The sequence below is a fragment of the Pandoraea sp. XJJ-1 genome, from assembly GCF_026802345.1.
Classification (GTDB): Bacteria; Pseudomonadota; Gammaproteobacteria; order Burkholderiales; family Burkholderiaceae; genus Pandoraea; species Pandoraea cepalis.
In genome coordinates, this window is sequence record NZ_CP113827.1 from 3,479,603 (window position 1) to 3,505,419 (window position 25,817).

Sequence of the window (25,817 nt, forward strand, 5' to 3'; positions counted from 1 at the left end):
TGGGCAACAAGCCCTGCGTGAACTGGCTATGGCGATGGACGCGATGCCCGATAAGGTGCTAGCGGCTGACTCGCTCGTAAATGCCGATGGCGAGTTCTGCACGCTGGGCGTTTTGGGCCATGCCCGTGGCTTGAATATGGAGCCGCTCGACCCAGAAGACCCGGATGCAGTTGCGGAGGCATTCAACATCGCGCCGGCGATGGCCCGCGAGATTGTCTACGAGAACGACGAAGCCCTCTATCCCTGGGACTGGGTCGAAGTCGAAGTTTGCGGCCCACTGCGCCGTTGTGATCGCCGGATGATCACCGTGCGCGTGAACATCGACCCCGAACTGATGGCGCGCGCACGCTGGCATCACATGCGCAAGTGGGTCGACGACAACATGGCCAAGCCGATCGAGGAACAAAACAATGCCTGACCACAAGACCGTGACGTTTGATGTGCGGATGCGCCAAGACTTTGATGAGGCGCGCGCCAAGGCTCTGAACGTGGATTGGTACACGTGGCAGATCGCGTACAGTGCCGCCGCCCCCACGCCAGCCGCACCGGGCGCAGGGCAAGAGGCGGTGGCCGAGGTATGCAGCGATTACGAGTTGCGTTGGGTCGGAACTAAGCCGATTGCTGAGATCGTGCGCGCCACTGGAATCAAAGTTGGAGACAAGCTCTACCCCGCGCCCGTGAATGCCTCTGAGCCGGTTGCGGAACGGTGCGCACGATTTGCTGAACTGTATCGCGATGAACACGCGTCGGGCAAATGCTGCGAAGAAACGTGCAATGAAATAGCGCGGGCCTGTCGTGACTACGCCGCGCCCGTGAATGGCGGCACGCAGGGCTTGTGGGACGTATACGCGTTTAACAAGTGGCGGCGACGCGTGAGCGCCCCCATTGCTTGGGATGCGCATACCGTCTATCTCGATATGGTGGCAAACGGCTGGTCGAAAGATATCGAACTTCGCAACGTTTCGGCCGAGAATTACAGTGCGCCCGTGAATGGCGGCGAGCGCGATAGCGACGATTCGCACCTGCGCGCGATCATGGAGCGCGACGCATGGCGCAACGCAATGGTCGGGCTGTGCAATGGGAGAGACTGGCCGACGACGCCGGATGAAGCAGCAGATCACTTGCGCAAGCGCCTGCACCCCGAGCGCGCCGCAGATGCGCCGCAGTCGTTCCTCGGCAAGTGGTCTGACACCATCAAGCAGATGCCGATGGGTACCGCAGATGCGCCGCAGGTGGGCGCTGGCATTACTAAGAACCTGGACAAGTATGGTTACTGCATCGGATGTAGCTGCCGAGACGATGAGCTTGACCCATGTCTTGGGGCGCATAAGGAGCAGCAAGCCGCCCTCTCGTCTCCCGCGAAGGTGGGCGACATCAACGCGGTTGGAAATCTGCTGCGCGAGGCATGGGAAGCTGCCGAGCCAGATCACCCGGTGACGCTGCACCCGCAAAGTTACATCTCTACGTTTGCTGATATGGCCCGCGCCATCATTGCCGTATATGGCGTGCCTGCGAACGTAGGCGATAACGAAAGAATGGCATTTAATAAATGGTTCGGAGAGATTGGATTTACCAAATACCGCCACAACATGTTTACCGCATGGAAAGCAGGCCGCGCCGCGCTGTCGGCGGATGGCGGGGATGAGCTTGCACGACTGCGCACGCAAGTCATCGAGCTTAACGAGGCATTGCACGTTGCAGATCTTGCGAACGACGCGCTCCAAGATGATGCACAACGGCTGGAATTTATGGGGCATCACGGAGCATCGATTCACAACGAACCGCCCCCTAGCTCCGGCTGGTACGTTGTGATCCCGTATCGCACGGGAACCGTTGCGGACGACTACCCGCGATTCTCCACTGCTCGCGAAGCCATCGATGCGGCACGCGCCGCCATTGCCGCCAAGGCGAAGGGGAAGAGCGATGAATAACTCTATCTCTCAGGCTGAGCTGCGCACGCTGATCGACTATGACCCGTCTACCGGTGTCGTCCGATGGAAGCCACGCCAGAACCTCCGACGGTGGAACGCATTGCACTCCGGCAAGATCGCTGGCTCGCTGAATCGGTCAGATGGCTACATGCAGATCTGTATCAACAAGAAGAACCTGCGACTACACCGCGTGATCTGGATTCTCGTCAATGGGGACGCGCCATTCGAACATATTGATCACATCAATGGAAACCCCACGGACAATCGTCTTGAGAATCTGCGCGCCGTCACCTCTCGCGAGAACATGAAGAATAAGCCGCGATCTACTAATAACACGAGTGGACATATAGGCGTCACTTGGAATCGGTCTGTCAATAAGTGGCAAGCACAGATAGGCTACTCACGGCGCTCATTCCACCTAGGACTGTTCGATGAACTCGCGGCGGCAGTAGAGGCCCGAAAAGCAGCAGAAGCTCGCTTCGGATTTCACCCGAACCACGGACGCGCCTCGCAGGCAGCGGAGGAGCGGAAATCGTGAGCGTTCGCTACTGCAAGGACTGCAAGCACTATATCGAGCCGCGGGGGCTCGATCGCCTGACAGGTATGTACGGTTTCTGCGCTCACCCTAAAGCGCTCGATAAGGTGACTGGCGATGCAACGCTCAGGGGCGGGGAGGTTCGAATGAATGAATCCCTGTGCGGCCCGGATGGCACTTTGTGGGTGAGTATTGATGAGGAGCGGAAATCGTGAACAAGTTCCTAGACGCGGTGCGCACTGAACGCACCAAAACTCGCTATGCAGTCATGCCCACCATAAAGTTGGTGTTCGATGTTCAGCAGCCGCCTGACCACATGTTTCGTGGTGATGACGTCTACCTGTTTGTGACGCAGTGCATGTTAGAGGTTAGAACCGTCGCCAAGTCCAGTCATCATGACCGGGTCGACATGCAGGCGCGTCAAGCTCTGCTTGGGCATCTTTATGGCGAGGCAGCCCAACGCGTAGCGGAAATTCAGAGCGCGGCGTATGCGGAAGACATTCTCGAAGTCATCGAGCTTTGCGGACGCCTCATGGATGACATGCTCACGCCAACCGCAAAGGACCGCTCATGAGACAGAACGAGATCATTCTGGGCGACTGCCGGGACACCATGCGCATGCTGATCGCCGAGGGCGTCAAGGTGCAGTGCATCGTCACCAGTCCGCCCTACTGGGGCCTGCGCGATTATGGCGTTGCAGGCCAGCTCGGCCTTGAGCCGACGCTGTCCGAGTTCCTCGGCAACATGGTCGAGGTGTTCGAACTGTGTCGCAATCTGCTCGCCGACGACGGCACGCTCTGGCTCAACATGGGTGACGGATACGTGCCCGACCGCGCCGCCGGCATCAAGCAGAAGGAGGTCACCGGGCAGCCATGGCGCCTGGCATTCGCATTGCAGGATGCCGGCTGGTGGCTTCGTCAGGATCTCATCTGGCACAAGCCCAATCCGATGCCCGAGAGCGTGCGCGATCGCTGCACGAAGGCCCATGAATACCTGTTCCTTCTGACGAAGAGCGAGAAGTACTTCTACGACTTCGCCGCCATGCAAGAGCCGGTAACGGGCGGTGCGCATGCTCGCGGCGCGGGCGTGAACCCGAAGGCGACGCCGAGCGGCTGGGACACGTCGGCCGGCGGCCACAGGAACCTGACTGGCCGATATGCGGGAACGGGCGTCGGCTTCGGTCGCGGTTACGACAAAGAGCCCAAGCCGCGCGTCAAGCAGAACGCGTCGTTCTCGGCCGCCGTGAAGGATCTGGTCGACACACGCAACCGCCGCAGCGTCTGGACGATTCCGACACAGTCGTTCGACGGCGCGCACTTCGCCACCTTCCCTGAAGCGCTCGTCGAGCCGTGCGTGCTCGCCGGCAGCCGCCCCGGCGACATCGTATTCGACCCGTTCATGGGCAGCGGCACCGTCGCGCAGGTCGCCAGTCGGCTCGGCCGGCACTATCTCGGTTGCGAGCTGAACCCCGAGTACTTCGCCCTGCAGCGCGATCGCACGCGACAGCCGGGCCTGCAATTGGACACGGCATGACCACCCACTCGGCCACAAAAAAAGCCCATCACGATGGATGGGCCATGAATCCGTGGAGCGGGGGCACGACATTGCGTCACGGTCAGGAAAGTCTACGCGCGCCAAATTGCCGGCAAGCTAAGGAATACCCGGCCAAACCAAACATGCGTTTGAGGAAAGAGTGATAGAGCAAGCACCACCGGCCACGGCCGAAGCACTGGAAAAGATTCTGCGGGTAACTGCGAAGCAATGGGGAGTAAAAAATGGACAGCCGATTAATCAGTGACGCCGATCTCGTCCAGATCACAGGCAAGAAACGATGCTCGACGCAAGCCGCGTGGTTCAAGCAGCAATTCGGCGTCGACGTCGTGAAGCGCGCGAACGGGCATATCATCATGACATGGGCGACGTTCGAGGCACTCACCGCGAAGAAGGCTGGGGTGCTTGCGTCGTCAGCGCCGCCGGCGCGTCCGGCGCTCCACTCGGTGAGGCGGGCAGCATGAACGCACGACGCAGACAGAGCCCCGACGGCTTGCCAAGTCGCGTGTATGTGAAGCACGGCAGCTATTATTGGTTTAAACCAGGCACAAACCGATGGGTGAAACTCTGCCGCGTCAGCGACGGCGAAACCACAATGCTTGAGCGCCTCAGTTGCGAGAAGCGTAAAGCTGAATCATCGACTGGCTCCGGCAACATCCCTGCCCTTGTCGACCAATACGTCGACATCCACCGACACAAGCACAAGGAAAAGGCGTGGCCGCACTATGCGGAATACGTCAAAGCGTCGTTCCGCGATGTGGACGTCGATCAGGTCGACCCAGCCTACGTGGTGGAATTTCTGACGACGAACTGGGATGGAAAGCTGCACATGCAGCGGGTGATGCGTGCGTTCCTGTCAGGCTTCTTCGCGTGGTGCATCATCAAGCGCCACATGTCGGTCAATCCATGCCGAGAAGTGAAGCTGAAGAAGCCCAGGGCACGCGACGTCTACATTCCCGACGGTCACTTTATCGCCATCAGAAATGCGTTGGCGAAAGAGAAAGGTGGCAGGGACGTGCGGAGCGGGGAGATGATGCAATGCTTCGTGGATCTGTGCTATCTGACGATGCAGAGGTCAACCGACGTGCGCAATCTGCAATGGATGCACGTGGATCGTGAGGCCAAGGTGATTCACTTCCAGCCCTCAAAAACGGAAGACTCGACGGGGGAAGCCGTGGACTGGCCGATCACTCCGGAAATCGATGCCGTCCTAGAGCGCGCGCGGACCTTTGGCAAGGTAAAGGGCAAGCATGTCATCCACTCACTCAGCGGCAAGCCATACGGCGCTACAGCAGTCCGGAGTGCTTGGGATAGGGCTTGCGAGAGAGCGGGGCTTCGAGAGGTAGTCTACACGGTCAAGGACATCCGTGCGAAGGCGCTGACTGATGCCGAGCGAGCCGGCTATACGATGGAACAGCTTCGTGTGGCGGCGGCACATTCTGACGTCAAAACGACCGAGATCTACCTGAAATCTCGACTGACACCGACGAGCGTTGTGCGAATGAATATGCCGAAAGCTGGATGAAATCCCAGCACTGTATTACCACTGGATATTAGACGCAGTTAGACGGGATATTAGACAAACGAAAAACGCCCCGATGGGGCGCTCCGTAACTGCTTGATATTGCTGCGTTTCTTGGTCGGAGCGATAGGATTCGAACCTACGACCCTCTGATCCCAAATCAGATGCGCTACCAGGCTGCGCTACGCTCCGACGAAGAGCACGCATTCTAGTGGGTTCGGCGCACCGCGTCAAATCAATGTGCGCTGCGTCGGCATTTTTCCATCCACCGCTGGCAAAATAGTCGTCTCGCAGCGGCTCGCCGACGGTCATGCCGTCGCCACGAAACCTCGTCATAGTGGGAGGTTCACCATGTCCGAACCTGTGTCGATGAACCTGATTCTCTGGCGTCACGCCGACGCCGAAAACCTGCCTGCCTCCCTCGCCCTCAGTGCCCAGGCCGATCTGGCCCGCGAGCTCACCGACCGTGGCCGCAAACAGGCCGAAAAGGCCGCCCAATGGCTGCGCCCGCGTCTCCCAGAAGACGCCCTTATCCTCTCCAGCCCTGCGTTGCGGGCGGTCCAGACCGCTCAGGCGCTTACCCCCAAACCACGCATCGTGCACGATCTCGCCCCCGGCGCGAACGCCATGACGCTGCTGGGGACGATCGGCTGGCCCGGCAATGTCCAGACGGTCGTGCTCGTCGGCCACCAACCCGCCCTCGGCCAACTCGCCGCCCTGCTGCTGACCGGCCAGGAAGCCTACTGGACGATCAAGAAGGCCGGCATCTGGTGGCTCTCCTCACGCCGCCGCGAAGACGAGAGCCAGGTGGTCGTGCGCGCCGTCGTCAATCCCGACCTGCTCTAAACCGAAGGCGACGGCGGCGCCTCCCTCTCCTTCCCCCCGTGAATTGGCTGGCGCAAGGCGCCCAAAACGCGCCCTGACATCATGACACCGGAAGTTTTGCCATAGAATTGTCACCTACCGTTCACGGAATCGACATTGATGCTTTTTAAAGTACGTCGCAACGCGACCGTCAAACAAAGGGCCTTTATGCGCGACCTGCCGAACCCCACCATGCCGCTCTCTTCGTTGACCCCCAACTCGCGGAGGCGTCTTCCTCGCCCTGAAACGCCTCTCAAGCCGAATCTGGGTGTGGCGTGGGCACGCGACGAAAGCGAGCTTCGGGAAGCCCAACGCCTGAGATACCACGTCTTTGCCGAAGAAATGGGCGCGTCGGTCAAGGGCCCCGCAGGCCTGGATGTCGACGAGTACGACCAATACTGCGACCACTTGATCGTACGCGATCAGGACTCGCTCAAGGTGGTCGGCACCTACCGCGTACTGCCCCCGGGTCAGGCCAAGCGCCTTGGCCGTTTGTACTCCGAAGGGGAATTCGATCTCTCCCGGCTGGACCATCTGCGCCCGAAGATGCTCGAAACCGGCCGCTCGTGCGTGCATGCCGAATACCGCAACGGCGCCGTCATCATGGCGCTCTGGAGCGGTCTGGCCGAGTATATGCTGCGCAACGGCCTGGAGACGATGCTCGGTTGCGCCAGCGTGCCGATGGCCGACGGCGGCCACTACGCCGCCAGCCTCTATCGCAAGCTGCAGGACACCGCCATGGCGCCGGCCGAGTACCACGCCGTGCCGCGCATCGCGCTGCCGGTGAGCGAGCTGCAATCGACGCTGGAGGTCGAGCCGCCCGCCCTGGTCAAGGGATACCTGCGCCTAGGCGCCCGTATTTGCGGCGCCCCGGCCTGGGACCCCGATTTCAACACCGCCGACTTCCTCACGTTGTTCCGCCTGTCCGACATCAACCCGCGCTACGCACGCCATTTTCTTGGCGCGGAACTGCTGAACAAGCTCAAACAGGCCTGAACGCCTGCCGCCTCCGCCCAAGTCGTCCGTCCCGCCAACGGACACAAAAAAGCCCGGCAGATGCCGGGCTTCGTCGTTTGCCCCCCCCTCGCCCTCAACAGGCGGGCTGGCCCTCATGCGTCAGGCGTACACGACCTTGTAGCGCATGCCGATCTTCTCCCACTCCTGCGCCTCACGCTGCAGGCTATAGTCGGTCAGCGGATTGGCGTCGATCCACGCGCGTGCCACCGACACCATGAAGCCATCGCCAAGCCGTTTGACCTCGATGGCGTCCGGCAACGCATCCGTGCGGCGGCGACAGAACAATACCGCCAGGCGCAGACAGAACAACAGTTGCCAATCGACCTGCTGCGCCTGTGAGGCCAACTTGCCCAGCTTGCCGACATGCCCCAGCAACAGCTCGGCCAATCGCGCCTGATCGGGGCGCGAAAAGCCCGGCATATCCGCATTGCTGCCGATATACGCCGAATGCTTGTGGTACGCGCTGTGCGAGATCGACAATCCCATCTCGTGCAACGACGACGCCCAGTTGAGCAACGCCTCGCCTTCCCCGCGACCGTCGTCCAGTTCCCCCGCCGCGCCGTCGTCCTCGAGCACCTCGACCGCCTCGACCGGCAACTGGCGATACAGCCGAATCGCCAGGCGTCCTACACGCTCGGCCTGTGCACGGTCCACGCCATACCGACGCACGAACTGTTCGACGGTCACCGCCCGCATATCCTGATGCTGGGTACGCCCCAGCAAGTCGTACATCACGCCGAGCCGCAGCGCGGCGTCGGTCGTCTCCATATGCTCGACCTCGAGTTCATTGAAGACGGACAACATGATGGACAGGCCGCCCGGCAGCACCGGAATTCGATCTTGCTTGAGCCCCGCCAGCTTTAGGCGGTTGGCGTTCTCCGCTTTGATAAGCGCGCGCTTGAGGCGCTCGAGCCCACCGCGCGTGAGGCCGTGCAAACCGCCGTCGTTGAACCCATTGGCTTCGAGCAATTCGGCCAGCGCACGTGCCGTTCCCGACGAGCCGATCGCCTGCGACCAGGCGGCGTCACGATAAGTCGCCGCAATGATCTGAATCTCGCGACGAGCGGCCAGTTCGGCCTGCTTCATTGCGTATTCGTCGACGTTGCCGCTGGGAAAGAACTGCCGGCTATGACTCACGCAGCCGATATACAGGCTCTCCATGATGAGCGGCTCGTAATCCTGCCCGATAATGAATTCGGTGGAGCCCCCCCCAATATCCACGACAAGTCGGTTACCCTGGCACGTCGGCACCGAGTGTGCGGCACCCGCATAGATCAGGCGCGCCTCTTCCCGCCCGGCAATGACTTCGATGGGAAACCCGAGCGCGTGCTGTGCCTCACCAAGAAAATCGTCGGCGTTCTTGGCGACACGCAGCGTGTTCGTGGCCACCGCGCGGACCTTGTCGGGATGAAAGCCCCGCAGCCGCTCGCCAAAGCGCTTGAGGACGTCCCAGCCGCGTTGCTGCGACGGATGATCGAGGTACTTCTCGTCGTTCAGGCCCGCCGCCAGCCGAACCGGCTCGCGCAGCGCATCGACCTGATAGATCTGCGTGCCGGCGGACGTTTCCTCCACGCGGCCGATGATCAGGCGAAAACTGTTCGAGCCGAGATCGACGGCCGCTAACAAGGGCGAGGGAGTACTCATGTCGGGATGCGCCTGAGCGAAGGGTGCCGGAGTGGAGGACGTATCACACGAAAAGCATGACGCGCACTCGACAAATAAATGACGAATACGCTACAAATCGAATATGACACGTCGTTGACAAATGTGAACGTCATATAACTGTAACAATACGGATGAAGAATTCACGCCAATCCCATGTCTTTCGCACGGTCACCATGAATTATCCGCTGCTCAACCGCGAGCTGGGCATTCTGGCGTTCAATGAACGCGTACTCGCCCAGGCAGCCGACCCCGCAACGCCGCTGCTGGAACGCCTTCGCTTCGTCTGTATCGTGAGTAGCAATCTGGATGAGTTCTTCGAAATCCGCGTCGCCGGGCTGAAGGAGCAGATGCGCGAAAATCCGGGCATGCTCACACCCGACGGCATGACGTTCCAGCAAGTTTACACGCAAGTTTGCGCCCGGGCGCAAGCGCTGGTGGAAAAGCAGTACGCGATGTTCGATAACCTGCTGCCCTGCCTCGAAGCCGAAGGCATCGCGTTTCACCCGTCCGGCCAGTGGAACGACGCCCAGGTCGAATGGGCCCGCGACTACTTCCTGCGCGAACTCGTGCCGGTCCTCACGCCGATCGGGCTCGATCCCGCACACCCGTTCCCACGCGTGCTCAACAAGAGCCTGAACTTCGCCGTCGAACTCGAAGGCAAAGACGCCTTCGGACGCGACGCCGAACTCGCCATCGTCCAGGCCCCGCGCGCCCTGCCCCGGCTGGTTCCCATGCCTCCAGGGCTCGCCCCCTTGCCGAACAGCTTCGTGCTGCTCAGCTCGCTCATGCTGCGCTTCGCCAGTGAACTGTTCCCAGGACTCACGGCCAAAGGCTGCCATCAGTTCCGCGTCACGCGCAACAGCGATCTGTTCGTCGACGAGGACGAAATCACCAACCTGCGCACCGCGCTGCAAGGCGAACTCCCGGCCCGCCATCTCGGCGACGCCGTACGTCTCGAAGTCGATGCCGGCACGCCGTCGCGCCTCGTGCGACGCCTCCAAACGGAATGCGGCCTGACCGACTCGGACTGCTACCGCGTCAAGGGCCCCGTCAACCTCGTGCGCCTGATGCCGCTGCCCGAGATGGTCGACCGCCCGGACCTCAAGTTCGCGCCATTCGTGCCGGCGCTGCCCAAGCGCATGAGCGCGGCGCCCGCGATATTCGACCTCATCGACCAGGGCGACCTGCTGCTGCATCACCCGTATGACAGCTTCCAGCCGGTGCTGGAGCTGCTGCTGCAAGCCGCTCGCGACCCTGACGTGGTGGCCATCAAGCAAACGATCTACCGTACCGGCAACGAATCCGCGCTGATGGATGCCCTGATGGAGGCGGCCCGCAACGGCAAGGAAGTCACGGTCGTGGTGGAGCTGCTTGCGCGCTTCGACGAAGAGACCAACATCAACTGGGCAGCACAGCTCGAAGCGGTCGGCGCTCACGTGGTCTACGGCGTGGTCGGTCATAAGTGTCACGCGAAGATGCTGCTCGTCGTGCGCCGCACGCGTCAGGGCAAGAAGACGTTCCTCAAACGCTACGTCCATCTCGGCACCGGCAACTATCACCCGCGCACGGCCCGTCTGTACACGGACTTCGGCCTGATGACCGCCGACGAGGCGCTGTGCGCCGACGTCCACATCGTCTTCCAGCAACTGACAGGCATCGGCCGGCAGACCCAGTTGCAGGGCCTGTGGCAATCGCCGTTCACGATGCACACGCATCTGCTCGAGGCCATCCGGCACGAGACGGAAGCGGCCGCGGCCGGCAAGAAAGCCCGCATCATCGCGAAAATGAATGCGCTGCTCGAACCGACGATCATTGCCGAACTGTACAAAGCGGCGCGCGCGGGGGTGAAAATCGATTTGATCGTGCGCGGCGTGTGCTCGCTGCGCGCCGGTGTACCGGGCCTTTCCGAGAACATTACCGTGCGCTCGATCGTCGGGCGCTTTCTCGAGCACCATCGCATCTATTACTTCTATGCGAACGGCGACGAGAAAGTCATGCTTTCAAGCGCCGACTGGATGGAGCGCAACTTCTTCCGTCGCGTGGAGGTGGCCTTTCCGGTACGAGACAAGCGCCTGAAGGCCCGCGTGATTCGCGAGGGTCTGATGGTGCACCTGCGTGACAACACCGCCGCATGGCTGATGCGTCCGGACGGCACCTACGTGCGTCGCAAGCCGGGCAAAAGGCCGTTCAACAGCCAGATGGCTTTGATGCAGGAACTCGCCCAGCACGTGCAGACCGGTACGCGCGGCTGACCTGACCGGTCATCGGTCATCGGTCAGCCGTGCGCGTGTACCGTGCGCGCCAAGTCGCCCAGGTTTAGCCGTCTACGGTCAAACGTGGCGCAGCGGCGTCGACCGGCGCGCGCTGCGTCACGCGCGTGGGCGGAAACTGAATGGCGAACGTGCTGCCGCGCCCCACCTCGCTCGTCACCTTCAGATCGGCCTGATGGCGCGTCAGCACGTGCTTGACGATCGCGAGGCCGAGGCCGGTACCGCCCGTATCGCGCGATCGGCTGCGGTCGATACGGTAGAAGCGTTCTGTGAGCCGAGGAATATGTTCCGCCGGAATCCCCAACCCGGAGTCGGTCACCGCGAAGCGGGCACCGCCGTCGTCCGTCGGCCCCCACTCGATGCGGATTTTGCCGCCCGGCGGCGTGTAGCGCACCGCATTGCTCACCAGATTGCTGAACGCACTGTGCAGCTCGCCTTCGGCACCACGCAAATCGAGTCCGTCGGCCTGCGTGACTTCGATCACATGCTGCCCCTGCGAGAGCCCTTCGGCGTCGCTGCGTAGCGAGCGCATCTGCATGCCCATATCGATGCGCTCGTCCGGCGGCGGCTTGCCGCTGCCTTCGAGCTTCGCCAGCGTGAGCAGATCGTTCACGATGTTCTGCATACGCGAGGCCTGCTGGCGCATGATCTCGACATAGCGCTGGATCTCCTCGGGCGAGAGCGGCAGCTCGCCGACCGTCTCCAGAAATCCGGAGAGCACGGTCAGTGGCGTCTTGAGTTCATGCGAGACGTTGGCCACGAAGTCACGGCGCATCGAGTCGGTGCGTTCGAGATCGGTGACGTCGAGCGAAATCATGAGCTTGCGATGGTCGCCATACGGGAACACCTGCATGGACAGCACGTTGTTGCGCTTCTCGCCCATGTGGTGCATGAGCAGCGCCTCGTCGTAGCGCTCCGACGACAGGTAGTGCACAAAGGCCGGTGTGCGCAGGAGATGCGTGATTTGCTGACGCAGATCACGCTTGGCGTCGATACCGAAATGCGACTCGGCAATCGCATTGCACCACTCGATCTGGTTGTGCTCGTCGAGCATGATCACGCCGTTGGGCGATGCCTGGATCGCCTGGATGAAGCGAGCGTGCTGTTGTTCCACCTGCTTGACCTGGTTATGCCAGCGCTTGGCCAGCTTGTGCAGCCGGTAATAGATTTCCCCCCACAACCCGAGTGCACTCGGCACCTCACCATAGACTGGGGCGTCAAGCAAACGCCAGAGGCGCTGGGCGTGATAGACGTTGAAGAGGACTTGTGTGACCAGCAGAAAGATGGCCGCGATATAGCCCACGCTCGCGCCAAAGAACCAGCCGATGGCCGTCGAGATGAAGGCTTGCAGGATCAGGAGCGTCAGCGCACGGGCCCAGATGATATTCATAGACGATGCACAGGGGTTTTGCCGCCCACGCCCCATGGGACAAGGGCGGCATTGGCACGGCAGGCCTCGCCCGAAGGCGAGGCGCGATGCCTCAAGCCGACTTCGTCAAACGGTAGCCGCTGCCGCGTACGGTCTCGATCATAGCATCGTGGCCGGCCGGCTTGAGCGCGGCGCGCAGACGCTTGATGTGCACGTCCACCGTGCGCTCTTCCACGAACACGTGATCGCCCCACACCTGGTCGAGCAATTGCGAGCGGCTGTGCACGCGCTCCGGATGCGTCATGAAGAAGTGCAGCAGGCGGAATTCCGTCGGTCCCAAATCCACCTTGATGTCGCCGCTCGACTGATGGCTCGTAACGCGATGCGTCGCCGGATCGAGCTTCAGGCCGTTCACGCTCACCGCGTCTTCGGTCAACTGCGGCGCACGGCGTCGCAGCACGGCCTTGATCCGCGCCATCAGTTCCTTCGGCGAGAACGGCTTGGTGACGTAATCGTCCGCGCCGATCTCCAGGCCCATCACCTTGTCCTGCTCTTCGCTGCGGGCGGTGAGCATGATGATCGGCACGTGCTTGGTGCGCTCGTTTGCCCGAAGCTCTCGTGCGAACGTCACGCCTGACTTGCCTGGCAGCATCCAGTCAAGCAGCACCAGGTCGGGCAGCACGTCACTGATCAGCGTGAGTGCCTGCTCGGCGTTGTAGGCCCGAATCGGATAGTGACCCGCGTGTTGCAGATTAACGGAGATCAGCTCGGAGATCGCCGGCTCGTCTTCCACGATCAGAATGCTGCTGGGCATCGGTTTCCTCTCAAACCTTCAATGATGTCGGGCCGTTCATTCGCCTTGCACTTGGCGCTGCAGGTCTTCGCGCGAAATGTGCCGGACGTCGGTGCCCTTGACAATGTAAATGATGAATTCCGCAATGTTCTTCGCGTGATCGCCGATGCGCTCGATCGCCTTGGCGATGAACAGGAATTCCAGGCCCGCCGAGATGGTGCGCGGATCTTCCATCATGTAGGTCACCAGCTTGCGCACGAAGCCACGGAATTCGTTGTCGATGGCCTTATCGTCGCGCACGATCTCGGCCGCGGCCACGATGTCGAGACGCGCAAACGCGTCGAGCGTGCGGCGCAGCAACTGAGCGGCCATGTCGCCCGAGAGTTTGATCTCGGCGAAGTTCACGGTTTGCGCCGCGCCGTCTTCCAGGAGGTGACGGGTACGCTTGGCGATCTTCTCGGCCTCGTCGCCTGCGCGCTCGAGGTTGGTGATCGACTTCGAGATCGAGAGCAGCAGGCGAAGATCGCGCGCGGTCGGCTGGCGACGGGCAATGATCTTGCTGCACTCTTCGTCGATCTCGACTTCCATGGTGTTCAGGCGCTGCTCGGTGGCGATCACTTCGTCGACCAGAGCACGGTCGAACGTGTTGAGCCCCCGCATGGCCGTCACGAGCTGCGATTCGACCAGGCCGCCCATTTCAAGAACGCGCGAGCAAAGCTGATTCAGGTCCGAGTCGAACTGGCTGGAAAGGTGTTTGTCGTTCATATCGAAATTCCTCGTGGGCATCAACCGAAACGGCCGGTGATGTAGTCTTCGGTCTCTTTACGGTCCGGCTTGATGAAGATCTTCTCCGTTTCCCCGAATTCGATCAATTCGCCCAGATACATATAGGCGGTGAAGTCCGAGCAACGTGCCGCCTGCTGCATGTTGTGCGTGACGATCACCACGGTGTAGTCGTCCTTGAGTTCGGCGATCAGCTCTTCGATACGGCCCGTGGAGATCGGGTCGAGCGCCGAGCACGGCTCGTCGAGCAGCAGCACTTCCGGGCGGATCGCAATGCCGCGCGCAATGCACAGTCGCTGTTGCTGACCGCCGGACAGGCCGTAGCCCGACTGTTGCAGCTTGTCCTTGACTTCGCCCCACAGCGCCGCCTTGGTCAGCGCCCACTCCACGCGGTCGTCCATTTCCGAGCGCGAGAGCTTTTCGAACAGGCGCACACCGAACGAGATGTTGTCGTAGATCGACATCGGGAACGGCGTCGGCTTCTGGAACACCATGCCGACCTTCGCGCGCAGCAGCGCAATGTCCTGCTTCGAGGTCAGCAGGTTTTCACCGTCCATGTTGATCTCGCCCTCGGCGCGTTGCTCCGGGTACAGGGCGTACATCTTGTTGAACGTGCGCAGCAGCGTCGATTTGCCGCAGCCCGATGGGCCGATGAAGGCCGTGACCTTGCGGTCGGGAATGCGCAGGTTGATGTTCTTGAGTGCGTGGTATTTGTCGTAGAAGAAGTTCAGGTTATTGACTTCAATCTTCGAGGGCAGTTTGATGTCTTGCGTCGGATTCGTCATGGTCGTCTTAACCGTCAGGTATGCGTGGTGTCGTCGCGTTGTGTCGTCTCGCGTTGCCGCTTACTTCTTGGCAAACAGCGTGCGCGCCAGGATGTTCAGCAGCAGCACCCCGAGGGTGATGATGAACACGCCCGCCCAGGCGAGCGACTGCCACTCCGCAAACGGGCTCATGGCAAATTTGAAGATCGTGACCGGCAGGTTGGCCATCGGCTGATTCAGGTTCATCGACCAGAACTGGTTCGACAGCGCCGTGAACAGCAGCGGTGCCGTCTCGCCCGCGATACGCGCCACGGCGAGCAGCACGCCCGTCACGATACCGGCGATCGACGCCTTCAGCGTAATCTTGACGATGATGCGCCACTTCGGCGTGCCCAGAGCGAACGCGGCCTCACGCAAGTTGTTCGGCACGAGCTTGAGCATGTTCTCGGTCGTACGGATCACGATCGGGATCTGCAGCAGCGCGAGCGACACAATGCCGGCCCACGCCGAGAAGTGCCCCATCTGTGCCACGACCAGCGCGTACACGAACAGGCCGATCACGATCGACGGCGCCGAGAGCAGAATGTCGTTGATGAAGCGGGTGAGGCTCGCGAGCCACGACTTCTGACCGTACTCGGCCAGGTACACCCCGGCCAGAATACCCAGTGGCGTGCCGAGGAACGTGGCCACACCGACCATCACGACACTGCCCGCGATGGCATTGGCGAGCCCCCCGCCGGCCGTGTTCGGCGGCGGCGTCATTTCAGTGAACAGCGACAGCGACAGACCGCCGATGCCCAGCGAGAGCGTGGTGTAGAGAATCCACAGCAGCCAGATCAGGCCGAAGGCCATGGCCGCGAGCGACATCGCGATCGCAAAAATGTTCTTGCGGCGACGGTAAGCTTGCAGCCGCACGCGGGTCACGGCGTCGGTCGGCTTCACGGCTGGGGTTTCCAGTTCGAGCGCTTGTTGGGTCATTATTTACCTTCGCTTTTCTCAAGGCGCAACAGCATGAGCTTGGACAGCGCCAACACCACAAAGGTGATGAAGAACAGAATCAGGCCGAGCTCCATCAGGGCGGCCGTATGCAGCCCCGGGCCGGCTTCGGCGAACTCGTTGGCGAGCGCCGAGGTAATGCTGTTGCCCGGCGAATAGAGCGATACGTTGTCGAGCAGGTTCGTGTTGCCGATCACGAAGGTGACGGCCATGGTCTCGCCAAGCGCGCGGCCCAGCCCCAGCATGACGCCACCGATCACCCCCGTCTTCGTGAAGGGCAGCACCACGCGCCACATCACCTCCCAGGTGGTGCAGCCAATGCCGTAGGCCGACTCCTTGAGCAGCACGGGCGTGACTTCGAACACGTCGCGCATGACCGAGGCGATGTACGGAATGATCATGATCGCGAGGATCACACCGGCGGGCAGAATACCGATGCCCAGCGGCGGTCCCTGGAACAGCGCGCCGATGACCGGGACGTTGCCGAGCAGCGTCTGCAGCGGCTTCTGGAAGTACTGGCTGAAGATCGGGGCGAAGATCAGCAGACCCCACATCCCGTAGACAATGCTCGGGATGGCGGCGAGCAGCTCGATGGCCGTACCGAGCGGGCGGCGCAGCCATACGGGCGAGAGTTCAGTCAAGAACAGCGCAATGCCGAAGCTGACCGGCACCGCGATGATGAGCGCAATGAGCGACGTGACGAGTGTGCCGTAGATCGGCACGAGCGCGCCGAAGTGATCGGCGGGCGGATCCCATTCCTTCGTCCACAGGAAGGCGAAGCCAAATTTCTGAATCGACGGCAGTGCGCTGTACATCAGCGACACGATGATGCCACCGAGCAAGAGCAGCGTAATGAGCGCAGCCGCGCGGGTGAGCAGCGCGAAAAGAAAGTCGCCAACGGAAGACGGAGCGCGCTGCGCGCCTGCTGTTGCGAGGGGGCGGGTGGCTTCTGCCATGATGTCGTCTCAGCGTGAGCGCGCCGCCTGCCGTTGCCAGATCAGAGGTCGGGCTTCGGAACAGGCGGCGCGGATAATGCCGGGTTGAGGCCCGAGGCAATGCAACCGTGCATTGCCTCGGGCCAGCAAGGCTGCTTTAGATGCCGGCCTTGTGGGCCGACTCGGCAACCTTCGCCTTCCAACCTGCACGGATTTGCTTCAGCACCGCTTCCGGCAGCGGGATGTAGTCCAGTTCCTTGGCGGTCTTCTCGCCATTCTTGAACGACCAGTCGAAGAACTTCAGCACGTCGGCGCCCTGTGCTTCCTTGCCGGCGTCAGCCTTCTGGTGCACCAGCACGAAGGTGGCAGCCACGATCGGCCACGACTTGTCGCCCTTCTCGTTGGTCAGGATCTGGTAGAACGTCTTCGACCATTCGGCCTTGGCCGCTGCCGCGGCGAACGTTTCCGTGGTCGGCTCAACGGTCTTGCCGTCGGCGTTCGTCAGTGCCGTGTACGTCAGCTTGTTTTGCGTGGCGTAGGCCGACTCGACATAACCGATCGCGCCCGGCAGGCGTTGCACGAAAGCGGCGACGCCGTCGTTACCCTTGCCGCCCGTACCCGTCGGCCAGTTCACCGTGGTGCCTTCGCCAACCTTGCTCTTCCACTCGGCATTGACCTTCGACAGATAGTTCGTGAACACGAAGCTCGTGCCCGAACCGTCGGCGCGGCGAACCACGGCGATATCGGTATCCGGCAGCTTGACCTTCGGGTTCAGCTTGGCGATGGCCGGATCGTTCCACTTCTTGATCTTGCCCAGATAGATGTCGCCCAGCACCGGGCCCGACAGGACCAGCTCGCCCGCCTTCACGCCCGGCACGTTGACCACCGGCACGATGCCACCAACCACCGTCGGGAACTGGAACAGGCCTTGCTTGGCCAGTTCTTCGTCCGTCAGCGGAGCGTCCGAACCTGCGAAATCGACAGTCTTGGCCTGGATTTGCTTGATGCCGCCCGACGAACCGATGCCCTGATAGTTGACCTTGTTCGAGGTCGCCTTCTGGTAGGCGTCAGCCCACTTCGTGTAGATCGGCGCGGCGAACGTGCTGCCTGCACCCGTAATTTCGCCCGCAATCGCGCCAGCGGCAAACAGAATGCCAGCCATGCCGGCAATCGCAGTCTTCATCAGCTTCATGGATTTCTCCGAGTTGGTGTGGATACAGCGTGTGGTTGGCTCGAAGAATAGAGTCCGAATGTGACAATCATGTGTCATCTGTGAAAGCTCACAATATCGGCGTCATAAAGTTGACTCGGGATCGTCACGTTGCCGGAGGCATCTTCCGCCTCTCGTTGGGACCAAAAAGCCTTGTCTGGCAAGGGTTTAGGGTATCTCCAAGCACATGCCATCGCGCAAAACGCCCAATTCGGGACACATGTCAGCGCCGTGACACGGGTGCAAACCGTCTAACCATCCTAGGCCACCGTGTCACAAATGGAAATATCGGGTTGATCCGATTGCCATGATGGGAAGCCTGGACCGCACGGGTGCGACAACGCGTTGACCGGCGCTTGCGCCCGCGGGATCGACTTCGATGAGGGGGATTCGGCGTTGTCTGCCGTGCCGCCCCACTCGGGGGGGCACGGCCCTGCCAGGACGGATGGCAGACCGGGCGCTCAGGGAACGCTCAGGCGGCCGATTTGACGACGTCGGCCAGATGCTGGGCGAAGGACGTGGCTTGGGAAGCTTCGCGGGCTTCCACCATCACGCGCAGCACGGGCTCGGTGCCCGATGCGCGAATGAGCACGCGCCCCGTATCTCCCAACTGAGATTCGACGGCGTTGCGCTCGTCGGACAGGCGCGCATCGCTCTGCCAGTCGTAGCCGGCCGGCGTACGGACGTTGATCATTTGTTGCGGGAACAGGCGCACGCCGTCGAGCAGCTTCGCCAGCGGCGGGTTGCCCGCGCGACGGATCGCCGCCAGCACTTGCAAGGCCGAGATGATGCCGTCGCCCGTCGTGTGCTTGTCCAGACACAAAATGTGGCCGGAGCCCTCCGCGCCAATCTGCCAACCGTGCTTGTGCAGTTGCTCGAGCACGTAACGGTCGCCGACCTTGGCGCGCACGAACGGCACCCCGAGGCCCTTGAGGGCGACTTCGACGGCCATATTGGTCATCAACGTGCCCACGGCACCCGGCACACCGCCATTGTCCAGCCGGTCCTTCACCAACAGATACAGCAGCTCGTCGCCGTTGTAGAGACGTCCCGCACCGTCGACGATCTGCAGGCGATCAGCATCGCCATCGAGCGCCACGCCAAGATCCGCGTGATTCGCACGCACGGCGCGCATAAGCGCATCCGGCGCCGTCGCCCCGCAGTCCTCGTTGATGTTGAAACCGTTCGGCTGGTTGCCGATCGCGATAACCTCGGCGCCCAACTCGTGGAAGACATGGGGCGCGATGTGATACGCGGCGCCGTTGGCGCAATCGACCACGATCTTCATGCCGCGCAAGTCGAAGTCGTTCGGGAACGTACTCTTGCAGAATTCGATGTAGCGGCCCGCGGCATCGTCCAGACGACGCGCCTTGCCGAGTTGCTCGGAGCGCACGCAGGTCATCGGATTGTCGAGTTCGGCTTCGATGGCCAGTTCGGTCTGGTCCGGCAGCTTGTTACCATCCGCCGAGAAGAATTTGATGCCGTTGTCGTGGTACGGGTTGTGCGACGCGCTGATCACCACGCCAGCCGCCAGGCGCAGCGCCCGGGTGAGGTAGGCTACGGCGGGCGTGGGCATCGGGCCCGCCATCATGGTGTCGACGCCGGCCGCCGCAAAACCGGCTTCCAGCGCGGCTTCGAGCATATAGCCGGAGACGCGCGTGTCCTTGCCGATCAACACCGTCGGACGGCCCAGCGTTTGGTTGCCGGCCAGCACGCGACCCGCGGCATAACCGAGTCGCAGCACGAACTCTGGCGTGATCGGACTTTCGCCCACCGTACCGCGAATCCCGTCGGTCCCAAAATAGCGTCGTTTCATCGTTGCATCGTTCCCAGTTGAGGCGCTGCGCCGGATGAGAGACCGGACGCGCGCGTCGTTCAATCTTTATATGTGCCGCCGTCAGACGGTGGGGGGCCACCGCCCCCGCCATTATCGCCGGCGCGCGTCCCCGCTGGGTCCCCATTGGCTTGCGGCGGTGGGGCCTTCCGGCGGGTTTGCCCGCAGCAGGGTTACTCGGCGTCGCGCACGGCGTGCCAGACCTTGAGCGCATCGACCGTCTCGGCGACATCGTGCACGCGCACGATGGCCGCGCCCTGCTGCGCGGCACACATCGCTGCGGCGACGCTGGCCACCCGGCGCTCCAATGGCGCCTGACGCCCGGTAATTTCGCCGAGCATCCGCTTTCGCGACATGCCAACGAGCAACGGCAATCCATCGCGCGACAGCACACGCAAGTGTTTGAGCAGTGCGAGATTATGGGCGAGATTCTTGCCGAAGCCGAATCCCGGGTCGAGGTACAGGCGCGACGGCGCAACACCGGCCGAAAGCAGTGCGTCCACCCGGCCGTCGAGGAACGCGGCGACCTCGGTGACAACGTCGGTGTAGATTGGTGCGTCCTGCATGGTCTTCGGGTCGTGCAGCATGTGCATGACGCACAGTGCGGCTTCGCTCTCGCGCACCGCGTCGATGGCACCGGGCTGCTGGAACCCCCAGATGTCGTTGATCATGTCCGCGCCAGCCGCGAGCACCGCGCGCATCACGCCCGGCTTATAGGTATCGACCGAGAGCGGCACGCCGCAATCGCGCAGCGCTTCGACGATCGGTACGACGCGTTCGAGTTCGGCGGCTTCCGACAGCGCTTCGGCGCCCGGACGGGTCGATTCCCCGCCGATATCGAGAATGTCGACGCCGTCGGCAATCAACTGTTCAGCATGGCGCAGAGCGGCGTCGCGCGCGACAAACTTGCCGCCATCGGAAAATGAGTCGGGCGTGACATTCAGGATGCCCATGACATGCACGCGGCGGCCATCGAGCTGGAAACGTGGGCCGAAGGCCAGCGTGGCGGGGGGGGCCGGGACGTCCGGTAACGCGCCTGCCTCGACGATATCGTCGGCGTCAGGGGACATGGGAGGAAGGGATTGCGACGGCTCGGAGGACATTCGGAAGCTCTGCTCAATAAGGCCAAATATAGCGGCCCGTTCGCCAGGACCGGACCTGCGCGCCCGAGATACCGGACGCTGCGTATGGGCGTAATGTTACCGGAATCACCCGTCACATCGACCATCGAAACACTCGGTAACACCGATATTCGTCGCGTTCCGCGCTCGGCGGCGGGCAGCGGGCAGCGGGCAGCGCCACCGCGTCTGAACGCAAAAAGGCCGGCGCAATGCCGGCCTTTCTGGGATGGCAGCGCTTGCGCGTGCCAGGCTTTTACGCGTTTAGACGGTCGCCGGGGTGTTGCTGGGCTTGAGCGGCGGATTGCCGCCCGACGCGCCACCGTTCGTCGGACCGTTCTTCGGCGGACGCGGCGGACGACCATCCATGATGTCGCCGATTTGCTCGCCGTCGATCGTTTCCCATTCCATCAGCGCCTGGGTCATCGATTCGACCTTGTCGCGGTTGTCTTGCAGCAACGTCTTGGCCAGGGCGTACTGTTCGTCCAGAATGCGGCGAACTTCCCCGTCGACCTTCTGCTGCGTGGCTTCCGACACGGACTTGGCGGACATCCGGCCGAACACCGAGTCTTGCTCCGTGTCGACGTAGACCATCGGTCCCAGGGCGTCCGACATCCCGTAACGTGTCACCATGTCGCGGGCGAGCTTGGTGGCACGCTCGAAGTCGTTCGAAGCGCCCGTCGACATCTTGTTGATGAACACTTCCTCTGCCGCACGGCCACCGAACAGGATGGCGATCTGCGTGAGCATCGTGTCGCGATACTCCGAGTACTTGTCGTGTTCCGGCAACTGCATCGTCAGGCCCAGAGCCCAGCCGCGCGGGATGATCGTGACCTTGTGCACCGGATCGGCACCCGGCAGCAGCATTGCCACCACCGCGTGACCCGACTCGTGATACGCCGTGGCACGTCGCTCTTCGTCGCGCATCACGGCCGACTTGCGCTCCGGACCCATGAAGATCTTGTCCTTCGCGTCTTCGAAATCGAGCATTTCGACGATGCGCTTGTTACGGCGCGCCGCGAACAGCGCGGCTTCGTTCACGAGGTTCGCCAGATCGGCGCCCGACATGCCCGGCGTTCCGCGCGCGATGACCGAAGCGTCGACGTCGTTCGAGATCGGCACCTTGCGCAGGTGCACCTTCAGGATCTGCTCACGGCCGCGGATGTCCGGCAGCCCGACGTAGACCTGACGGTCGAAGCGGCCCGGGCGCAGCAACGCCTTGTCGAGCACGTCCGACCGGTTCGTCGCGGCGATCACGATCACGCCCGAGTTGGCTTCGAAGCCATCCATCTCGACGAGCATCTGGTTCAGCGTTTGCTCGCGTTCGTCGTTACCGCCGCCCATGCCGGCGCCACGATGGCGGCCGACCGCGTCGATTTCGTCGATGAACACGATACACGGCGATTGTTTCTTCGCGTTTTCAAACATGTCGCGGACGCGGGCCGCCCCCACGCCGACGAACATTTCCACGAAGTCGGAACCCGAGATGCTGAAGAACGGCACCTTGGCCTCGCCGGCGATGGCGCGGGCAAGCAGCGTCTTACCGGTTCCCGGCGGGCCGACGAGCAGCACGCCGCGCGGGATACGACCGCCGAGCTTCTGGAATTTCTGAGGGTCTTTCAGGAAGTCGACCAACTCGCCGACTTCATATTTGGCTTCGTCGCAACCGGCGACGTCGGCAAACGTCACGGGATTGGCATTCTCGTCGATGAGGCGCGCGCGGGATTTGCCGAAGGAAAAGGCACCGCCCTTACCCCCGCCCTGCATCTGCCGCATCATGTAGAACCAGAAGCCGATGATCAGCAACGTGGGTCCGAGGTAGTAGAGCACGGACATGAGCGCGTTCGGTTCGTCATCGGCTTTGCCCGAAACTTGAACGCCATACTTCATGAGGTCGCCCACCATCCAGATGTCGCCGGGCGACACGATGGTGTATTTCTGGCCGTCGCTGGGCGTCACCTGAAGGCTGCGCCCTTGCACTATCACGTTCTTGACCTTGCCATTTTTGGCATCGTCCATGAACTGGGAGTACGTCACGCCTTCCTGGACGTGCGGCTTGTCGAACTGTTTAAACACAGTAAACAAGACCAGCGCGATGACCAACCACACCGCCGCTTTGGAAAACATATTATTGTTCAAAGCGTTGCTCCTTCATGAAATCGCTTCGCGCCAGGAATTCATTCTAATCCACTCGCAGGCGCACCGCCATAGTGATTCTTTACCGCCGCCATAGCGCCAGAGCGCTGGTTTGACGGGCATCAAGCCGGATTTTTCAATCCTCGTCCCAAAATGAACGTTTCGGAAGATTTATCTCGGGACGCCTTTGGCTTGCGCGGCGCCACGGTTTTGAACTGGTGCTTGAATTTTTCGACAATCTGGCTGTAGCCACTGCCGTGAAAACATTTGACCAGCAATGCACCCTCCGGTTTCAGGTGTCGCTGAGCAAAATCCATCGCCAGATCGCACAAATGCTCGATCCGCGCTGCATCGGCCGACGCTACCCCCGACAAGTTGGGGGCCATATCGGAAACTACAAGGTCGACTTTGCGTCCGGCGAGGATTTCTTCGAGCTGCACGAGCACGCTGTCCTCGCGGAAGTCACCCTGCAGGAAGGTGACGTCGGCGATCGGCGCCATCGGCAGGATGTCCAGCGCGATGATCGTGCCGTCGATACCCCCTTCCGTGCGCTTGCCGCCCGCGAGCTTGTTGCGCGCGTACTGACTCCAGCTCCCGGGCGTCGCGCCCAGGTCGACAATGACCTGACCGGGCTTGATCAGCCGGTCCTGCTCGTCGATCTCCTTGAGTTTGTAGGCCGCGCGGGCACGATAGCCCTCGCGCTGCGCCATTTTGACGTAGGGATCGTTGATGTGATCGTGCAGCCAGGCGTGGCTGAAACGGTTTTTTGCCATAATTCTTCAAAAACGCTGCGATTTTGCAGGATAATAGGCCCTTGCGCGCCCAAAATGCGCGAGTCGGCCTCTGGTATTTGCAGGTGCGCCGGCCGCCGCGTACGGGTGCATCCTAACTCGTTTGTCTCGTCTGTCCTCTATGCCCGCCCTGACCCTGACCCCGGCGCAACGCGCCGACTTGCGCTCCACCGCCCATGCGCTGAATCCCGTTGTTCTGATTGGCGCCGACGGCTTGACGCCGGCGGTGCTCAAGGAAATCGACGGCGCCCTGAAGGCTCACGAACTGATCAAGGTACGTGTGTTCGGCGACGAACGCGATGCACGCGTGGCCATCTACGAAGCCATCTGCGATCAACTCGGCGCAGCGCCGGTACAACACATCGGCAAGCTGCTTGTTCTGTACCGCCCGACGCCGGACGAAACGGAAGCGCCGGTTCGCTCCCGGACCGGCGGTACGGGTGCGACGGTCAAGGGCCGTGCCCCGCGCACTGTCACGGTCGTCAAGACCAGCACCAACGCGGGACGCCGTCCGACCGTCAAGAAAGTGACCGTTCGCGGCAACGAACGCATGACCGCTGGCGGCATCGTCAAGAAGGCCAAAAAGCGCCAGACCAGCGTCAAACGCCAACGCAACGACTGAGCGAACGGCACACCGCCGCCAGTTCTCGAAAAAACGCGCCCGGACAACAGGCGCGTTTTTTTATGGATGCCGCGATCGGATTGGCTGCGAAGCCAGCGTCGCCGCACCCCTGCGACACTCAGCTACGCACCGGCTGACGCCAGATCAGTGCCATGCCGAGCAGGCTTTGCAGCAGGTAGATGCCGCTCGAAATACCGTGAAGCATGCCAAAACGTGCAGCGAACGCCGACTGGCCGATCTCCACGCCCGCCGCGTCCGCCTGCGCGCGCAGATCCGCCATCAACGGCTGGAGGCCGAACGAGGCGATCAGCACACAGACCATCATCGCCACCGCCAGCCACCGCAGTCCGCGATAGCTGCGTGCCGCTTGGGCGTCGCCCGCACGCGCAATCAGCGCCGTCGCCAGCCAGACCAGCAGCACGCCGCAGACGAGACTTATCCAGGCTTGCGTGTGAAACAGGCGACCGGCGACCGTTCCGGCCATGGTGCGCGATTCCAGCACTGCGAAGAGCGTGGGCGCCACGACATAGCCGATCGCCCACTGACTACCGCACCAGAGGGTCGCAATCAGGCGGAACAGCCGTTCCAGCCGCGGTGCGCCGCGGGCGGACGTTACGTCAGACGTAGCGGACATCGATGATCTCGTACTCACGCACGCCGCTCGGGGCCTGCACTTCGGCCACATCGCCAGCGTACTTGCCAATGAGGGCACGTGCGATCGGCGAACTCACCGAGATCTTGCCGTGTTCCAGATCGGCTTCGTCGTCGCCGACGATCTGGTACAGCACCGTGCCGCCGTTGTCGAGGTCTTCGAGTTCGACGGTGGCGGCAAAAACCACGCGCCCCTCGGCGTCGAGCAACGACGGGTCGATGATCTGCGCGGCGGAGAGCTTGGATTCGAGATCGGCGATACGCCCCTCGATAAAGCCCTGCTTTTCCTTGGCGGCGTCGTATTCCGCATTTTCCGACAGATCGCCCTGCGCACGAGCTTCAGCAATCGCAGTGATCACGGCCGGACGTTCGACGGTCTTCAGGCGGTGCAGCTCTTCTTTGAGCAGCTCGGCGCCCCGCTTGGTCAGAGGAATGGTACTCATACGCGTTGTTCCGAAAG

The 25,817-nt window shown here is 62.0% G+C and carries 26 protein-coding genes and 1 tRNA gene; 12 read left to right on the top strand and 15 right to left on the bottom strand.

Annotation, left to right across the window (positions count from 1 at the left end; translation table 11 throughout):
* The first annotated feature begins 34 nt into the window (after positions 1 to 34).
* The 8 genes from OYT13_RS15970 to OYT13_RS16005 all read left to right on the top strand — a co-directional run bounded on the left by OYT13_RS15970 (position 35) and on the right by OYT13_RS16005 (position 5,542).
* Positions 35 to 418 (top strand): hypothetical protein, encoded by a 384-nt coding sequence (locus OYT13_RS15970; RefSeq protein WP_268566443.1) that lies wholly within the window; start codon positions 35 to 37, stop codon positions 416 to 418.
* On the top strand, positions 411 to 1,931 hold the full coding sequence (locus OYT13_RS15975) for a hypothetical protein (protein WP_268566599.1): 1,521 nt from the start codon (positions 411 to 413) through the stop codon (positions 1,929 to 1,931). Before OYT13_RS15970 ends, OYT13_RS15975 begins: the two co-directional genes overlap by 8 nt.
* Entirely contained in the window at positions 1,924 to 2,469 is a 546-nt protein-coding gene (locus OYT13_RS15980) for an HNH endonuclease signature motif containing protein (protein WP_268566600.1), read from the top strand. Before OYT13_RS15975 ends, OYT13_RS15980 begins: the two co-directional genes overlap by 8 nt.
* A complete protein-coding gene (locus OYT13_RS15985) occupies positions 2,466 to 2,681 on the top strand; it encodes a hypothetical protein (protein ID WP_268566446.1) in 216 nt (71 codons plus the stop codon). The genes OYT13_RS15980 and OYT13_RS15985 overlap by 4 nt, the downstream gene beginning before the upstream one ends.
* Complete coding sequence (locus OYT13_RS15990) at positions 2,678 to 3,040, top strand: hypothetical protein (RefSeq protein ID WP_268566447.1); 363 nt, start codon at positions 2,678 to 2,680, stop codon at positions 3,038 to 3,040. Before OYT13_RS15985 ends, OYT13_RS15990 begins: the two co-directional genes overlap by 4 nt.
* Positions 3,037 to 3,999, top strand: coding sequence for a DNA-methyltransferase (locus OYT13_RS15995; protein WP_268566601.1), 963 nt, complete (start codon positions 3,037 to 3,039; stop codon positions 3,997 to 3,999). The genes OYT13_RS15990 and OYT13_RS15995 overlap by 4 nt, the downstream gene beginning before the upstream one ends.
* Before the next feature lie 242 nt (positions 4,000 to 4,241).
* Positions 4,242 to 4,481: a DUF4224 domain-containing protein gene (locus tag OYT13_RS16000; RefSeq protein WP_268566602.1), complete on the top strand. Its 240-nt coding sequence runs from the start codon at positions 4,242 to 4,244 to the stop codon at positions 4,479 to 4,481.
* Positions 4,478 to 5,542 (top strand): tyrosine-type recombinase/integrase, encoded by a 1,065-nt coding sequence (locus OYT13_RS16005; protein ID WP_268566603.1) that lies wholly within the window; start codon positions 4,478 to 4,480, stop codon positions 5,540 to 5,542. The genes OYT13_RS16000 and OYT13_RS16005 overlap by 4 nt, the downstream gene beginning before the upstream one ends.
* 112 nt (positions 5,543 to 5,654) lie before the next feature.
* On the opposite strand, the gene OYT13_RS16010 is transcribed toward OYT13_RS16005, so the two are convergent.
* Positions 5,655 to 5,731, bottom strand: a tRNA-Pro gene (locus OYT13_RS16010).
* 177 nt (positions 5,732 to 5,908) lie between these two features.
* Between OYT13_RS16010 and OYT13_RS16015 the strand changes: the two genes are divergently transcribed.
* Both OYT13_RS16015 and OYT13_RS16020 read left to right on the top strand, forming a co-directional pair.
* Positions 5,909 to 6,385, top strand: a complete 477-nt coding sequence (locus OYT13_RS16015; protein WP_026131589.1) for a SixA phosphatase family protein — start codon at positions 5,909 to 5,911, stop codon at positions 6,383 to 6,385.
* 186 nt (positions 6,386 to 6,571) lie between these two features.
* Positions 6,572 to 7,399, top strand: coding sequence for a GNAT family N-acetyltransferase (locus OYT13_RS16020; protein ID WP_026131590.1), 828 nt, complete (start codon positions 6,572 to 6,574; stop codon positions 7,397 to 7,399).
* Positions 7,400 to 7,519: 120 nt separating this feature from the next.
* Here OYT13_RS16020 and ppx read toward each other — a convergent pair whose 3' ends face one another.
* Positions 7,520 to 9,064, bottom strand: coding sequence for an exopolyphosphatase (gene ppx / locus OYT13_RS16025; protein WP_261938236.1), 1,545 nt, complete (start codon positions 9,062 to 9,064; stop codon positions 7,520 to 7,522).
* A 152-nt stretch (positions 9,065 to 9,216) separates the two neighbouring features.
* On the opposite strand from ppx, the gene ppk1 reads away from it, so the two are divergent.
* Entirely contained in the window at positions 9,217 to 11,337 is a 2,121-nt protein-coding gene (ppk1, locus tag OYT13_RS16030; protein WP_268566604.1) for a polyphosphate kinase 1, read from the top strand.
* 64 nt (positions 11,338 to 11,401) lie between these two features.
* On the opposite strand, the gene phoR is transcribed toward ppk1, so the two are convergent.
* The 11 genes from phoR to OYT13_RS16085 form a co-directional block, all read right to left on the bottom strand.
* Positions 11,402 to 12,745 (bottom strand): phosphate regulon sensor histidine kinase PhoR, encoded by a 1,344-nt coding sequence (gene phoR / locus OYT13_RS16035; protein WP_017231894.1) that lies wholly within the window; start codon positions 12,743 to 12,745, stop codon positions 11,402 to 11,404.
* A 91-nt stretch (positions 12,746 to 12,836) separates the two neighbouring features.
* Positions 12,837 to 13,538 (bottom strand): phosphate regulon transcriptional regulator PhoB, encoded by a 702-nt coding sequence (phoB, locus tag OYT13_RS16040; RefSeq protein ID WP_017231895.1) that lies wholly within the window; start codon positions 13,536 to 13,538, stop codon positions 12,837 to 12,839.
* A gap of 36 nt (positions 13,539 to 13,574) precedes the next feature.
* Positions 13,575 to 14,282 (bottom strand): phosphate signaling complex protein PhoU, encoded by a 708-nt coding sequence (gene phoU, locus OYT13_RS16045; RefSeq protein ID WP_017231896.1) that lies wholly within the window; start codon positions 14,280 to 14,282, stop codon positions 13,575 to 13,577.
* A 20-nt stretch (positions 14,283 to 14,302) separates the two neighbouring features.
* Positions 14,303 to 15,085, bottom strand: coding sequence for a phosphate ABC transporter ATP-binding protein PstB (pstB, locus tag OYT13_RS16050; RefSeq protein ID WP_017231897.1), 783 nt, complete (start codon positions 15,083 to 15,085; stop codon positions 14,303 to 14,305).
* 60 nt (positions 15,086 to 15,145) lie between these two features.
* Positions 15,146 to 16,042: a phosphate ABC transporter permease PstA gene (pstA, locus tag OYT13_RS16055; RefSeq protein WP_017231898.1), complete on the bottom strand. Its 897-nt coding sequence runs from the start codon at positions 16,040 to 16,042 to the stop codon at positions 15,146 to 15,148.
* The gene (gene pstC, locus OYT13_RS16060) at positions 16,042 to 17,016 is read right to left on the bottom strand and encodes a phosphate ABC transporter permease PstC (RefSeq protein WP_017231899.1); all 975 of its coding nucleotides are present in this window, start codon (positions 17,014 to 17,016) and stop codon (positions 16,042 to 16,044) included. Before pstC ends, pstA begins: the two co-directional genes overlap by 1 nt.
* 136 nt (positions 17,017 to 17,152) lie before the next feature.
* The gene (gene pstS, locus OYT13_RS16065) at positions 17,153 to 18,187 is read right to left on the bottom strand and encodes a phosphate ABC transporter substrate-binding protein PstS (RefSeq protein WP_017231900.1); all 1,035 of its coding nucleotides are present in this window, start codon (positions 18,185 to 18,187) and stop codon (positions 17,153 to 17,155) included.
* Positions 18,188 to 18,677: 490 nt separating this feature from the next.
* The gene (gene glmM, locus OYT13_RS16070) at positions 18,678 to 20,021 is read right to left on the bottom strand and encodes a phosphoglucosamine mutase (protein ID WP_150562791.1); all 1,344 of its coding nucleotides are present in this window, start codon (positions 20,019 to 20,021) and stop codon (positions 18,678 to 18,680) included.
* Positions 20,022 to 20,212: 191 nt separating this feature from the next.
* Positions 20,213 to 21,109, bottom strand: coding sequence for a dihydropteroate synthase (gene folP, locus OYT13_RS16075; RefSeq protein WP_410007531.1), 897 nt, complete (start codon positions 21,107 to 21,109; stop codon positions 20,213 to 20,215).
* 312 nt (positions 21,110 to 21,421) lie between these two features.
* The gene (gene ftsH / locus OYT13_RS16080; protein WP_261938234.1) at positions 21,422 to 23,296 is read right to left on the bottom strand and encodes an ATP-dependent zinc metalloprotease FtsH; all 1,875 of its coding nucleotides are present in this window, start codon (positions 23,294 to 23,296) and stop codon (positions 21,422 to 21,424) included.
* Between the two features lie 119 nt (positions 23,297 to 23,415).
* Positions 23,416 to 24,066, bottom strand: coding sequence for an RlmE family RNA methyltransferase (locus tag OYT13_RS16085; protein ID WP_017231904.1), 651 nt, complete (start codon positions 24,064 to 24,066; stop codon positions 23,416 to 23,418).
* 139 nt (positions 24,067 to 24,205) lie between these two features.
* Between OYT13_RS16085 and yhbY the strand changes: the two genes are divergently transcribed.
* Positions 24,206 to 24,706, top strand: a complete 501-nt coding sequence (gene yhbY, locus OYT13_RS16090) for a ribosome assembly RNA-binding protein YhbY (RefSeq protein WP_017231905.1) — start codon at positions 24,206 to 24,208, stop codon at positions 24,704 to 24,706.
* Between the two features lie 118 nt (positions 24,707 to 24,824).
* Here the strand turns inward: yhbY and OYT13_RS16095 are convergent, their stop codons facing one another.
* Positions 24,825 to 25,340: a DUF4149 domain-containing protein gene (locus OYT13_RS16095; RefSeq protein WP_261938233.1), complete on the bottom strand. Its 516-nt coding sequence runs from the start codon at positions 25,338 to 25,340 to the stop codon at positions 24,825 to 24,827.
* Positions 25,324 to 25,800 (bottom strand): transcription elongation factor GreA, encoded by a 477-nt coding sequence (gene greA, locus OYT13_RS16100; protein ID WP_017231907.1) that lies wholly within the window; start codon positions 25,798 to 25,800, stop codon positions 25,324 to 25,326. The genes OYT13_RS16095 and greA overlap by 17 nt, the downstream gene beginning before the upstream one ends.
* Between the last annotated feature and the right edge of the window lie 17 nt (positions 25,801 to 25,817).